This is a genomic window from Arthrobacter sp. GMC3 (genome assembly GCF_002929305.1).
Classification (GTDB): domain Bacteria; phylum Actinomycetota; class Actinomycetes; order Actinomycetales; family Micrococcaceae; genus Specibacter.
Genome location: NZ_PJIO01000003.1, coordinates 1 through 13,522 on the forward strand (window position 1 = coordinate 1; position 13,522 = coordinate 13,522).

The 13,522-nt window shown below is 60.6% G+C and carries 11 protein-coding genes; 2 read left to right on the forward strand and 9 right to left on the reverse strand.

Going from position 1 to position 13,522, the window contains the following annotated elements; translation table 11 throughout:
• The 4 genes from CXQ94_RS22855 to leuA all read right to left on the reverse strand — a co-directional run.
• Positions 1-484, reverse strand: a 484-nt coding sequence (locus tag CXQ94_RS22855) for a hypothetical protein (RefSeq protein ID WP_219816992.1), incomplete at its 3' end; no start/stop codon positions are given.
• Between the two features lie 127 nt (positions 485-611).
• Entirely contained in the window at positions 612-1,430 is an 819-nt protein-coding gene (locus CXQ94_RS06150; RefSeq protein ID WP_104087367.1) for an isoprenyl transferase, read from the reverse strand.
• Positions 1,431-1,433: 3 nt separating this feature from the next.
• Positions 1,434-2,186: a DNA repair protein RecO gene (recO, locus tag CXQ94_RS06155; RefSeq protein WP_104087368.1), complete on the reverse strand. Its 753-nt coding sequence runs from the start codon at positions 2,184-2,186 to the stop codon at positions 1,434-1,436.
• 257 nt (positions 2,187-2,443) lie between these two features.
• Entirely contained in the window at positions 2,444-4,186 is a 1,743-nt protein-coding gene (gene leuA / locus CXQ94_RS06160) for a 2-isopropylmalate synthase (protein ID WP_104087369.1), read from the reverse strand.
• Between the two features lie 275 nt (positions 4,187-4,461).
• Between leuA and CXQ94_RS06165 the strand changes: the two genes are divergently transcribed.
• Positions 4,462-6,426, forward strand: a complete 1,965-nt coding sequence (locus CXQ94_RS06165) for a M13 family metallopeptidase (protein ID WP_104088375.1) — start codon at positions 4,462-4,464, stop codon at positions 6,424-6,426.
• Positions 6,427-6,512: 86 nt separating this feature from the next.
• Here the strand turns inward: CXQ94_RS06165 and CXQ94_RS06170 are convergent, their stop codons facing one another.
• The 5 genes from CXQ94_RS06170 to CXQ94_RS06190 form a co-directional block, all read right to left on the reverse strand.
• On the reverse strand, positions 6,513-8,114 hold the full coding sequence (locus CXQ94_RS06170; RefSeq protein ID WP_104087370.1) for an LCP family protein: 1,602 nt from the start codon (positions 8,112-8,114) through the stop codon (positions 6,513-6,515).
• Between the two features lie 120 nt (positions 8,115-8,234).
• The gene (gene era / locus CXQ94_RS06175) at positions 8,235-9,200 is read right to left on the reverse strand and encodes a GTPase Era (protein ID WP_258066794.1); all 966 of its coding nucleotides are present in this window, start codon (positions 9,198-9,200) and stop codon (positions 8,235-8,237) included.
• Positions 9,197-10,582, reverse strand: coding sequence for a hemolysin family protein (locus tag CXQ94_RS06180; RefSeq protein WP_104087371.1), 1,386 nt, complete (start codon positions 10,580-10,582; stop codon positions 9,197-9,199). The genes era and CXQ94_RS06180 overlap by 4 nt, the downstream gene beginning before the upstream one ends.
• On the reverse strand, positions 10,579-11,052 hold the full coding sequence (gene ybeY, locus CXQ94_RS06185) for an rRNA maturation RNase YbeY (RefSeq protein WP_104087372.1): 474 nt from the start codon (positions 11,050-11,052) through the stop codon (positions 10,579-10,581). Before ybeY ends, CXQ94_RS06180 begins: the two co-directional genes overlap by 4 nt.
• Positions 11,052-12,200: a PhoH family protein gene (locus CXQ94_RS06190; RefSeq protein ID WP_104087373.1), complete on the reverse strand. Its 1,149-nt coding sequence runs from the start codon at positions 12,198-12,200 to the stop codon at positions 11,052-11,054. The genes ybeY and CXQ94_RS06190 overlap by 1 nt, the downstream gene beginning before the upstream one ends.
• Before the next feature lie 446 nt (positions 12,201-12,646).
• Here CXQ94_RS06190 and CXQ94_RS06195 point away from each other — a divergent pair, with 446 nt between their 5' ends.
• Positions 12,647-13,522 carry a GerMN domain-containing protein gene (locus CXQ94_RS06195; RefSeq protein WP_219816993.1) on the forward strand — a complete coding sequence of 292 codons (876 nt, stop codon included), beginning with the start codon at positions 12,647-12,649 and terminating at the stop codon, positions 13,520-13,522.

The following is a 13,522-nucleotide window of genomic DNA, read 5'->3' on the forward strand; positions in this document are numbered from 1 at the left end:
TCCGGGGCGCCTTGGGGTGATCGGGAACCGAAGCCCGAATCACCGCAACCCTAGACACCTCACCCACCCCGGACAACGACACCGGCAAAGAGTCAGGCAACCTGTCCGGCACCGGCAACGAGCCTGGCAACGGCAACGAGTCTGGCAACGGCAACATTAGTGGTGTCGCTGCCACGATTGGTGCTGCTGTCCCTTGCCCCGACACAGGACCAGAGGGCAGAAACAAATCCGCCCATTCCTCCGCGGAAATCTCCCGCGACGGCCCCACCCACGTGACATTAAGCATCATCGGATCATCAGCAAACGGATCACTAGCCACCAACCGGGCCATCACCACGTCATCGCCATAGACATCCCCGCAGTCATCGCCGGGAAGAGAACCGCCACCAACTACCCCCGAGCCATGCCCGGGGCCTTGATCCAAAAACTCTGGCCCGGACGGGGTGGAAACCCTCCTGCTACCGGGCCGATCGGCGGTACCCATACCCCCATTTTAGGCCCGATCCACCACCAACGGAAGAGTTTTTAGAATCTTTATTCGAGAACTTACATCTAGCACAACATTGTTTCAAAACCGATCAAACGGATCGTGTGCCGACCGGAGCTGCGCATCAGATCGCGGACTTGGCCGCATCCACGGCGCCGCCGTACCGCCTGTCTCTGCGGGCGTACTCGTCCACTGCCGCCCACAAAGTCCTGCGGTCGACGTCGGGCCATAACGTGTCCATGAAAACAAACTCGGCATAGGCGCTTTGCCACAGCAAGAAGTTGGAGAGCCGCTGCTCTCCACTAGAGCGCAGGAACAAATCGACGTCCGGAACGTCGGGCAGGTACAGGTATTTTTGGATCGTCTTCTCGGACACCGCCTTGGGGCTGAGTCGCCCTGCGGCGACGTCCGCGGCAAGGGCAGCAACGGCGTCGGAAATTTCCGCCCGTCCGCCGTAGTTAACACACATGGTCAACGTAATGGTGTCGTTGTCCTTCGTATGTTCCTGAGCGACTTCCAACTCCTTGATGACGGATCCCCAAAGCCTGGGCTTGCGGCCTGACCAGCGAATGCGCACACCCCAGGCGTCGAGTTGGTCCCGCTGGCGTCTTAATACATCTTTGTTAAAACCCATGAGGAAGCGAACTTCCTCCGGTGAGCGCTTCCAGTTCTCCGTGGAAAAGGCGTACACGCTGACGTATTTGATGCCCATTTCGATGGCGCCAGCCATGACGTCCAGCAGCGCTGGCTCGCCCGCCTTGTGGCCTTCCACCCTGGGTAATCCGCGCTGGTTGGCCCAACGGCCATTGCCATCCATCACAATTGCCACATGCTGTGGAATCAACTGTGCAGGAATGACCGGCATCCCCTCCCCCGAAGGATGCGGCCAGGGGGCCACGACGGTTGGCTTTGACGTGCTTCGACTGCTGCGTTGTACGGCCACGGGTTAGACACGCTCCACAAGTTTCAGGGAACGCACAGTGCGCTCCAAATGCCATTGAACATAACCGGCCACGAGGCCGGCAGCCTCGCGACGATGAATATTTTCCGATGCGTCTGCCCCGGTCCAATCACCGGAGAGCAGGCACGCCAGTAAGAACATGGTTTGCGGTGCAGGTGCCGGCGACCCTGGCGGGCGGCACTCGTGACAAACGGCGCCACCCAAGGACGCGTTGAAGGCACCGTGCGGGCCCGGCTCGCCGCATCGTGCGCAGTCACCAAAACTTGGTGCCCAGCCGGCGATGGAGACGGCCCGCAAGAGGTATGAGTCCAAAATGAGTTCCGCGGAATGCGCCCCGCGGCTGAGCGAGGCAAGCGCGCCCACCAACAACAAGTAGTGCGCCGAGGATGTTTCCCCGTCGACGTCGGTCAACCGTTCAGCGGTTTCGGTCATTGCCGCTGCCACAACATACCGGTCGTAGTTGGCGGCAATCGCATCACCGTAACTACCCTTGGCCACGGCCTGCGTCACGATATCCAGGGTGCGACCCTTGACCAGCTGAAGGTCGGCAACCATGAACGGTTCCAGTCTGGCCCCAAACTTGCTACTGGTTCGGCGCACCCCGCGAGCCACGGCCCGCAGCTGTCCGTGATGGTGGGTCAGCAGCGTGATGATCCGGTCTGCTTCCCCCAGCTTGTGGGTTCGCAGTACGACGGCGTCATCCCGGTAAGTGCGCGCAGAAAAGGATTGGTTGGACACGTATCCATTCTCCCACCATTGCACTGGCGTAGCTGATTGCACCGCGCCAGCGATCACCCGAGCCGGACGTGGTGGGCCCACACGGCCGAGGGGCCCGGGAAATCGCCTCGACGTTCATCCCGACTAGCCGTGGTGGGCCCACACGGCCGAGGGGCCCGGGAAATCGCCTCGACGTTCATCCCGACTAGCCGTGGTGGGCCCACGCGGCCGAGGGGCCCGGAAAATCGCGTCAGCGATTTCCCGGGAGGCCGTGGGGACTAGGCGCCTTGGGCGTCGCGAACGGCGCGGTTTACGGCCGAGATGACTGCCTTCAGTGACGACGTGGAGGTGTTGGCGTCAATGCCGATGCCCCACAGGACTCGCTCGCCCACGGCACATTCAACGAAGGCCGCAGCGCGTGCGTCGCCACCTTCGGAGAGTGCGTGCTCGGAGTAGTCCAGGACTCGAACGTCGACGCCGTCTTCGCCGAGAATGGCCAACAGCGCCGCAATGGGTCCGTTGCCGGTGCCTGTGCGTGTGGTGGTCACCCCGTCAATGGTCATCTTGGCGATGAGTGTCATTTCGCCGTCGTCGTCGGTTGAGGTGGTGAACGGGCCAATGTGGTAGCGGCCCCAGGCGTTGTCGGATACTTCTGCCGGCAGGTATTCGTCGGTGAAGATGGACCACAACTCGGTGCCGCTGACCTCGCCGCCGCCGGTGTCGGTGCGCTTTTGGATGACACCTGAGAACTCGATTTGGGCGCGGCGGGGCAGATCCAGGTTGTGCTCATTCTTGAGCAGGTAGGCCACGCCTCCCTTGCCTGACTGCGAGTTGACCCGGATGACGGCCTCATAGCTACGGCCCAGGTCCTTCGGGTCGATGGGCAGGTAGGGTACAGCCCACGTGTGCTCGGATACCGCGTTCCCGGCAGCCTCGGCGTCGGCCTCGAGGGCCTCCAGCCCCTTCTTGATGGCATCCTGGTGTGAGCCGGAGAAGGCCGTGAAAACCAGGTCTCCACCGTAGGGGGTGCGCTCGGCTACGGGCAGTTGGTTGCAGTACTCAACGGTGCGACGGATGTCGTCGATGTCGGAAAAGTCGATCATGGGATCGATGCCCTGGGTGAACATGTTCAGGCCCAGGGTGACCAGGTCAACGTTGCCGGTGCGTTCGCCGTTGCCAAAGAGGCAGCCTTCAATCCGATCTGCGCCGGCCAGGTAGCCCAGCTCGGCAGCAGCCACACCGGTGCCGCGGTCATTGTGCGGGTGCAGGGACAAGATGATGCCCTCGCGCGGGTGCAGATTCCTGCTCATCCACTCGATGGAATCTGCGTATACGTTCGGTGTTGCCATTTCTACCGTGGCTGGCAGGTTCATGATGACCTGGTTGTCAGCCGAGGCCTCGAAGATGTCGGCGATGGCGTTGCAGACACGCAGGGCGTATTCCGGCTCGGTTCCGGTAAAGGACTCCGGCGAGTACTCGTACGTGATGTGCGTGTCCTGCAGCGTTTCCTCGTACTTCTTGCACAGCCGGGCGCCCTGCAGGGCGATGTCCAAGATACCGTCCTCGTCCTGGTTGAACACGACCCGGCGCTGGAGCACGGACGTCGAGTTGTACAGGTGGACGATTGCCTGCTTGGCGCCGACCAACGACTCGTAGGTGCGCTCGATCAGGTGTTCGCGCGCCTGTGTCAGGACCTGGATGGTGACGTCATCAGGAATGTGGCCGCCCTCAATGAGCTGGCGAACAAAATCGAAATCTGTCTGTGAGGCCGAGGGGAAGCCGACTTCAATTTCCTTGTATCCCATCTTCACCAGCAGCTGGAACATTTTCATCTTCCGGCCCGGGCTCATGGGGTCGATGAGCGCCTGGTTGCCGTCACGCAGATCCACCGCGCACCAGCGTGGAGCCTTCGTGATGACCTTGTCCGGCCAGGTGCGGTCCGGCAGGGAAATGGAAATCTGGTCCTGGAACGGGACGTAGCGGTGTGCTGGCATTCCAGAGGGCTTTTGCGTGTTTCGCATGGAGGTGACCTTAATCTTGTTCAACAGTTGGGGGCCGGCCAGGGCAACACGAACACCGCAGCGAGGGTGGCCATTGCCAAGTTGATCAATTCAACGTGGTCGAGGCCTCGCCGCGGCAGCTAAGAAGAAGCATTCCAGTGCGCACATTTTTACCCTAACACGCCGCGTAGGATGATGGTGAAAGAGCTCACTATTGCGCGGGTCGTTGAACAATGTTCGGCGCTGACCGGCAAGGCGAGGCAACATGTTTGAACAAACAAAGGGGACGGATTCTTTTGACGCATTCCGGTATCAATCTCAGCAATATCGACGCCAATGTTCGCCCGCAGGATGACTTGTACGAACATGTCAATGGAAAGTGGCTGGCCACTGAGGTCATTCCCAGCGACCGTGCGTTGACTGGTTCGTTCGTCACCTTGAGGGACGAGGCTGAAAATGCTGTGCGGTCCATCATCGAGCGCGCTGCTGCGGCGGCCGCCCAGCCTGATGCCGAGTTGGGGGGCATTGCCGGGAAAATCGGTGACCTGTACGCAGGATTCATGGACGAGGAGTCAGTGGAGGCTGCCGGGGCCACACCCCTTGCCCCCGCGCTCGAGGCGATTGCAGCGGCTGACTCAATTGCCGCCGTGGTCAGCTTGATGGGTGAGCTGGACAGGAAGGGCGGCGACGGCTTGTTTGGCGGCTACGTGAACAACGACGCCGGCAATCCGGAGCGTGCGCTGCTGCACCTTTTCCAGTCCGGTCTTGGCCTGCCGGATGAGTCGTACTACCGGGATGAAAAGTTCACCCCGATTCGCACCGCGTACCTGGCACACGTGCAGACCATGCTGGAACTAGCGGGGGTTGAGAACGCAGGCGCCAAGGCGGAGACGGTGGTGGCGCTGGAGACCGAGATCGCCGCAACACATCTGGACAAAGTGTCCTTGCGCGATCCTCAAAAGACGTACAACTTGATGGACAAGTTTGACGCCCTGGAGCTCCTGCCAGCCCTGGAGCTGTGGCTGGAGGCGCTGGGTGTCAGCGCCGAACAGAGCGCCGAGTTGGTGGTGGCAACGCCCGATTTCTTCCGCGGGCAGGTCCGGCTGCTGGTGGAGGAGCGCCTGGAGGATTGGAAGGCTTGGCTGACTATGCGCACCATCTCCGGTGCTGCACCCTATCTGTCTAAGGCCTTCGTTGACGCCAATTTCGCCTTCCACGGCACCACGCTCAGTGGAACGCCGGACATCAGGGACCGCTGGAAGCGTGGCGTGGCCCTGGTGGAGGGGTCGCTGGGCGAGGCTGTGGGCCAGCTGTACGTGGCTGAGCATTTCCCCGAAACGCACAAGGATCGCATGGAGGTTCTCGTTGCGAACCTGATTGAGGCGTACCGGGCAAGTATTTCCGAGCTCACCTGGATGAGCCAGGAAACCATCACCAAGGCACTGGCAAAACTCGACGCGTTTACGCCGAAAATTGGCTACCCCACCAAATGGCGCGATTATTCTTCCCTGGAGATCCTGCCCGGGGATCTGTTGGGCAACATTGAACGCAGCAGTGCCTTTGAGCTGGCCCGCCAGCTGGCCAAGATCGGTGAGCCCATCGATCGCGAAGAATGGTTCATGACCCCGCAAACGGTGAACGCCTACTACAACCCGACCATGAACGAAGTGGTCTTCCCTGCCGCCATCTTGCAGCCGCCATTCTTTGACGCGGAGGCCGACGACGCCGCGAACTACGGTGGGATCGGTGCCGTGATCGGTCACGAGATTGGCCACGGCTTCGACGATCAGGGTTCCCAGTTCGACGGCAGCGGTGCGCTGCGCAATTGGTGGACCGATGAGGACCGTGTTTCCTTTGAGAAGCTGACGGCGAAACTGGTGGACCAATACAATGTGCTCTCCCCCACCGCGGCTCCCGGCGAGTTTGTCAACGGTGAGCTGACCTTGGGTGAGAACATTGGCGACCTTGGCGGGCTGGCCATCGCCTACCTGGCATATGGACTCAGCCTGGATGGCACCAAGCCCCCCGTCATTGACGGTCTGAGCGGGCAGGAACGTTTCTTCTTCTCCTGGGCCGAATGCTGGCGCACCAAGATCCGGAGCGAGGAAGCCATCCGACGCCTGGCCATCGATCCGCACTCACCGTCGGAATGGCGCTGCAACGCGGTAGTGCGCAACTTGGATGCCTTCCACGACACCTTCGCCACGACGCCGGCGGACGGGTTGTGGTTGGATCCTGCCGAGCGTGTGCGCATCTGGTAGCAAGGATCTGGTTGCTTAAATAGTTGAGGCGGCTCCCATTGATGGGTAGCCGCCTCAACTAGTTAAGCAACGATCACGGGCCGGTCCTAGTAGGTGTAGTAGGCCGGGTTAACCGTTAGGCAGGCACCGGTCTGATCTGCCGTACTGGAGACAATGTCCTGCGGTACTGTCACCGTGCCAAATTGTGTTCCACTGCTCCAGTCGGTGCCCACCACAAGCTTCACACCGGTGACGGTGGGATCGGCTTGGAGCGCACTGGCAGGAAGCTTGAAGAGCGCTGCTACATCGGCGGCAACGTCGGCCATGTCGGTGCCGTAGAGCACCTTTGTCTCATTCTGAGCGGCCACGTCACCACCGGACCATGACGAGGTGAATCCGGCGCCCGACAGGGCCTTGAGTAATTCGACAGAGCGCCCGACAATGGCCGTAGCGTTCTGGACGCTGATGGGCTGGATCGCCTTGTTGTACGCGGGAGCCGCAGGAGCCGATGAGGCGGGCTCCGGAGCCGACGAGGTTGCCGCAGCCGATGTCTGGGCAGCGGTAGCACTAGTCGAGGCAGCGGCAGCCGCATCTGCGGCGCTCTTGGTCAGGGCCGTGTTGTTACGCAGGGCCGCAAAGTACTGTCCGGCCTCGGGCTCCTTGAGCTGGACGCGGTTGCTGTCACCCGAATAGGCCTCCCACGGCACAGTAACGAAGGAGACGTTGGCCAAATTGATCTTGGACAGGCGGTTGGCAATGCCGATCATGGCGGGAACGTTGGCCAGCCCCTGGTCAATGGTGAGGTTCTTCGTCACCACATCGGCCAGGTTATACAGCTTGGGCAGGTTGGTAAGTGTCCCCTCGCTGGTGACCTTGCGAGCCATGGAACCCAGGAAATACTGCTGGGCCTTGATGCGGTCAAGATCGCTGGCATCGCCGAAGGCATGCCGGGTGCGCAGGAACGCAAGGGCCTGTTCGCCTTCCACCAGACTTTTGCCGGCCGGCAGTCGTAGGAAGGAACCGTTGACGTCGTACATGGCATGGTCAACGCACACTTCAACGCCGCCCAGGGCCGTGGAGAGCTGTTTGACGGCGGTGAAGTCTGCCAGCATGAAGTGGTCGATCGTCAACCCGGTGAGATCGTTAATGGCCGCAACGGTACATCCGGGTCCTGCCCCGAGCGCTGAGTTCAGCATGCCACTGGTACTGCCGGGGACCACTTTCCCGGTCACCGAAGAGAGGCAATCGGGAATGGGCACCATCAAGTCACGGGGAAAGCTGGTGATGGATACCTGGGAGTTATCCGCCGAGATGTTCATCAAAAGCATGACATCGGATTGGCCCTCGCCAGCGGAATCCGCTTCCGTGCCGTATTCACTATTCGCGCCGGCGCGTGTATCGGTACCCAAAATCAAGACCTGCATGGAGTCGTTGGGCTCTTCCGGCGTCTTGGTTTTTGACCCGTTGGAAACAGCCGCATTCAACGGCGCAGTAGTGACGTTACCTTGCAATCTCATGACGAGGACGCCAGCAGTTCCTAGGCCGAGGACCAGGGCGCCACTGAGTGTGACGGCAACAATCTTCAGCCACAACGGGGCCTTGCGGCGACCCTTAAAATGCCTGCCAGCGGGTTCATTCTCCACAGGCGGTTCCTGATGAGGGGTGCCTGCAACGTTGGCTGCGGCCGAGTCGGCGCGGCGTCGCCCCATGAATAAACCTTTCGCTGTGAACAAAGAACTCCAGCAAGTTTACCGGCCAAATCTGGGAACATCCCCACAGGCAGGCGCATCACTGGCTTTTGCGGGCCGCCAGACGGCGGCCCGCAAGGACTAAAACCCTAGTTTAACCAACTGTTTCGGGTCTCGTTGCCAGTCCTTGGCCACCTTGACATGCAGGTCCAGGTAGATCTTGGTTCCCAGGAGCGCCTCAATGGCATGCCGGGCGTTGGTGCCCACCTCACGCAGGCGTGCCCCGCCCTTGCCAATGATGATGGCTTTTTGCGAGGGGCGCTCCACGTAGAGATTGACCCGCACATCCAACAACGGGTTGTCCTCGCTGCGCCCTTCACGGGGAATAATTTCCTCAACCACCACCGCGAGGGAGTGCGGGAGCTCGTCACGAACTCCCTCCAAGGCTGCTTCACGAATGAGCTCTGCCACCATAACGGCTTCGGGCTCATCCGTCAGTTCACCATCCGGATACAGGGCCGGGGACAGGGGCAGGAACTCGGAGAAGACTGAAGCCAATGACTCAACCTGGAAATCCTCCACCGCCGAGACGGGGACGATCGCGGCGAACCCGGCTTCACCGAGCACTTCACGTCCCAGCTTCTCTACGGCGATGAGCTGATCGGTGACGGCCTGGCGGTCAACGGTGTCGGTCTTGGTTACGATGGCCACAACAGCCTGCTTGCCAACATTTGCCAGCTGTTGGGCAATGTAGCGGTCACCGGGGCCAATCTTTTCATTGGCCGGCAGGCAGAATCCAATGACATCGACCTCGGAGAGTGTGTCCGCCACGAGGTCGTTGAGACGTTTTCCCAACAATGTTCGAGGCCTGTGAAGCCCGGGCGTGTCGACGAGGACCAACTGAAAGGTGTCGCGATGGACAATCCCGCGGATGGTGTGGCGGGTGGTCTGCGGCTTGGCCGAAGTGATCGCAACCTTATGCCCCACCAGAGCGTTGGTGAGTGTCGACTTGCCTGCGTTGGGGCGGCCAGCCAGCACAGCAAAACCTGCACGGAACCCATCAGCTTTGGGCGATGGCATGGCCAAGTTGCCCTTTTTCTTATTCATGGTTGCTCCTGTGTGGTTGTTCTGTGAGATGAGTCTCTCGACGGCGCTTCGCCGAAGAGGTGATGCTGGGTGCTGAGGTTTTCGATGTTGCTGCTGTTACTACCATTTTCGGTGGTCTGCTCAGGGCTGGCAACGACCAGGCTTGCCACGACGTGGCTGACCCGGTTGCGCGCAGGTTCCATACGCTCCGCCACGAGGCGGATCCCCGAAACCACCACGGTGCTGCCCACGGTGGGGAGCCTACCCAAATGTTTGGCTAGGAGGCCGCCCACGGTGTCCACCTCGTCGTCGTCAAGTTCCTTGCCGAAGAGTTCACCCAGGTCGTCAACGCCCATGCGGGTGCGGATCAGGTAACGACCTTGGCCCAGGCCCTGAACGTCTGGTGCCACCGAGTCGTATTCGTCCGCGATCTCGCCGACAATCTCCTCGATCAAGTCTTCCAGTGTTACCAGTCCCGCGGTGCCGCCGTACTCGTCAACAACAATGGCCACGTGGGTTGACTCGCTTTGAAGTTCCTTCAAGAGGTCATCCACGGGCTTGGATTCCGGAACGTACCGGACGCTGCGGGCCAAGTTTTCCACGGCGGGCCGGGGATCATCGTCACCGAGACGGTGCAATGTTGCCACCAGGTCCTTGAGGTAGAGGATGCCCAGAATGTGGTCCGTGCTTTCACCAATGACAGGTACCCGTGAAAAGCCCGAGTCCAGGAAGACGTCGAGAGCATCTTCAAGGCTGGAACCCTGCTCAATGCTGCGAATGTCCATGCGCGGGACCATGACGGCCCGCACCAGGGTTTCCCCCAGGTCAAACACGCTGTGGATGAGTTCGGCCTCGTTGTCCTCGATCATTTCTGAATCGCTGGCCCGGTCAACGAATTCCCGAAATTCCTCCTCCGTGACAAAAGCGTCATCATGCCCGGGGGCATCCTTTGCCACCGCGCCGCCAATCTTAAGGAACCAGCCGGGGATAGGTCCAAGAATCCGGCACAACACATGCACCAACCAGGCCGTACGGCCCACCAATGCACCCGCGTACATGCGGCCAAGGCGTCGCGGGGAAACCCCAACCAGCACGAAGCTGATGGCGGCCATGACCACCGTGGCGACCAGTCCGGCCAACCAGACATTGTTCATGACTTCGAGAAGGAACAAGGCCACGGCAACGGCGGCCGCCATTTCAAACCAGACTCGCCAAAACCGCAACGCGTTCAGGTGTGTGGCCGGTTCGGCCAGGATCTTTGCCAAGGATGTGCCCCGGCTGTGCGCCGAAACGGCCTCGGCGTCGTGCCGGGGGAAAAAACTAAGTGCTGCCTCAATGGCTGTCAGCAATGCGGCGATGGCCATGAAGATGATCCCCATGACCGGCAGTAAGACAGCGGTCACTGCATCGTCTCCCGGGGGGCAGCCTTACCCAGGTAGCTGGAGAGCAGTTCACGTTGCAAGCCGAACATTTCTTCCTTTTCCTCGGGCTCGGCGTGGTCGTAGCCTAGGAGGTGGAGGATCCCATGGGTGGTGAGCAGCAAAAGCTCCTCCTCCATGGAATGGCCTGCCGCTACTGCCTGTTCCTGGGCTACCACGGGGCATAGGACGATGTCACCGAGGAGTCCGGCCGGGGTGGGACGTTCCGGTGTTCCCGGGCGCAGTTCGTCCATGGGGAAGGACAGTACATCTGTGGGGCCGGGCTCGTCCATCCATTCGATGTGGAGTTTTTCCATGTTTTCGACATCGGCCATGATGATGGAGACTTCAGTTTCGGGATGAACATGCATTTGCGTCAGGATGTGCCGCACAAGCTTGACGAGCTCTTCCTCGCGGACTTCTACGCCGGACTCATTGTTTATTTCGATGCTCATCAGTTGCTGGGTTCCTTGGGTGTCTGGTTGGCCGAAGCCTGGCTGGCAGTTTTCGCGCCGGTGTTTGCGTTGCGGATGTTTGGGGGGAGGGTGTGCGGGCTGACAAGTGTGTGGTGTTCCTCGTCCCAGTCGTTGTAGGCGCTGACAATGGCACCCACTAAACGGTGGCGGACCACGTCGCTGGCATCGAGGATGGAAAAATTAATGTCATCCACTGATTGCAATATTTCCTCCACCACCCGCAGTCCGGACCTGGTCCCACTGGGCAGGTCGACTTGGGTGATGTCACCGGTGACGACAATTTTTGAACCGAATCCCAGCCTGGTCAGGAACATTTTCATTTGCTCCGGGGTGGTGTTCTGGGCTTCGTCCAAGATGATGAACGCGTCGTTGAGGGTACGCCCGCGCATGTAGGCAAGGGGGGCAACTTCGATGGTGCCCGCGGCCATCAGGCGCGGGATGGTCTCCGGGTCCATCATGTCGTGCAACGCATCGTAAAGTGGCCGCAGATACGGGTCAATCTTGTCGTTGAGGGTTCCCGGCAAGAAGCCGAGCCGCTCCCCCGCCTCGACGGCGGGCCGGGTGAGTATGATGCGGCTGACATCCTTGCGCTGCAGAGCCTGCACCGCCTTGGCCATGGCCAGGTACGTTTTTCCGGTGCCTGCCGGGCCGATGCCGAAGACCACCGTATTTCTGTCAATGGCGTCGACATAGTTCTTCTGATTGAGAGTTTTAGGACGGATAGTACGGCCCCGGGAGGAGAGGATGTCCTGGGTGAGAATGTCAACCACCGAAGCCTCCGGGCGGGCTTTGAGCATGGTGACGAGTTGTTCCCACAGTGCCCCGTCCATGGTGACGTGCCGGGCGACCATGGCCCTGGCTTCCTCCATGAGGTGCATGATGCGCGGGACAGTGCCGCTGGGCCCGGTAATGGAAAGAACATTTCCACGGGCAAGAAACGCCACGTCCGGGTACAGTCCTTCCACCATGCGCAGGCCCTCATCTTGGGTACCAAGAGTCGCAACCATCTGCTCGGAAGAAGAAAAGTGCACTACTTCAGTGCGGGTTCCATCCAAGGAATGCGGGAATGGCCGTCCACTACCGCTTTCGGAAAAGTCATCGCGGCGGCTCTCTGTTGTCTCTGGCATAAGTGCGGCCGTCCCAGGCCTGTTTTCTCTCCTTTGTAGTACCGGTTTTCACCGGCGGCAAGAGCACATCGCTCCCGCTTTCAATCTTAGTCCACTCCGGCGCCGGCGGCGCGGGCCGCCAAATGATGTAGGTCTCTTTAGTGTTTCAATACGGTTTCAGTTCGCTCAGATTCCTCAGTTACCGGCGAAACGGGCACGCCAGTATGCCAAGCTATTGAAGGTTCAAAGCGTTTGGGGAGGCTTGGATCGCCATCAAGGCCGCAGCCCGGCCAAGGAAACTATTGAGAAAAAGTGAGCTAGTCATCCGAATGCCCACCCCGCCAGGCACCCCACGAGAGCGCGTTCTTGCGCCAACTCGCCCGCTGCAGCGCAGGGACACTTCCGATGCTCCGAGTTCCCGTCCCCGGCAGGCGTGGACCAGCATTCGGGTGGGAATCGCGCTCACTGTGATTGTTGCAACGGCCACATCGTGCTCGGCAAATGCAACGGGTCACGACGCCGTCATGCCGGCCACGGGTAACGTTCCGGCAAGTAGCCTGGTCACGAGTGCACCGTTAGAAACGGCAGCCGCCAGCGCGTCGATCCCTGTCTACTGGCTTGGCCACAGCAACGATTCCGTCTACCTGTACCGTGAGTTCACCACCCCGGCCACGGCGGATGACCCAATAGTCTCTTCCCTGCGGGCCATGATGACCCGGCGCCCCCAGGATCCGGACTATTTCTCGGTGTGGAACGCACCGACCCGGCTGGGAGCGTCGATCTCCGCCAAAAACGTCATCACCGTAGATATTTCCGCCGATGCTTTCGGTCAAAAAGTAGATCAGGGCATTGCCGAACGGTCGGTGGCGCAGCTGGTGTACACGGCCACGGCGGCGGCGGCCATGTCCGGACTCATCGATTCCTCCTCCGCGGTTCAGGTATCGGTTCTCGTTGACGGGCACACCGGATACAACGCGTTCGGTCACGTCGCCTTGGACAAGCCACTGACCCGAGACTCACGGTTTCTGGCACCGGTGTGGATCATCGATCCGGCCAACGGTGCAAGTACTAAGGCCAATCCGTTGAAAGTTTCGGGCCAGGGTATCTCCCCCACCGGAGTCCTCCAATGGTCGCTGGCCAGCGTTAACGACGGGAAGGCCGGTAGCGCCTATTTGTCCGGTTCGGTGACTTTGCCCGCCGGCCCCAGTGCGCTGGGCAACTATGCCTTCGACGTCACACCGGTGCCCGGGAGTTATCTGCTCTCCGTGTTCATCTCCGAGCCGGAAACACCGGGGAAACAGATTGGCATCGACACCAAGCTCGTGACCGTCGAGGGTCCCTAG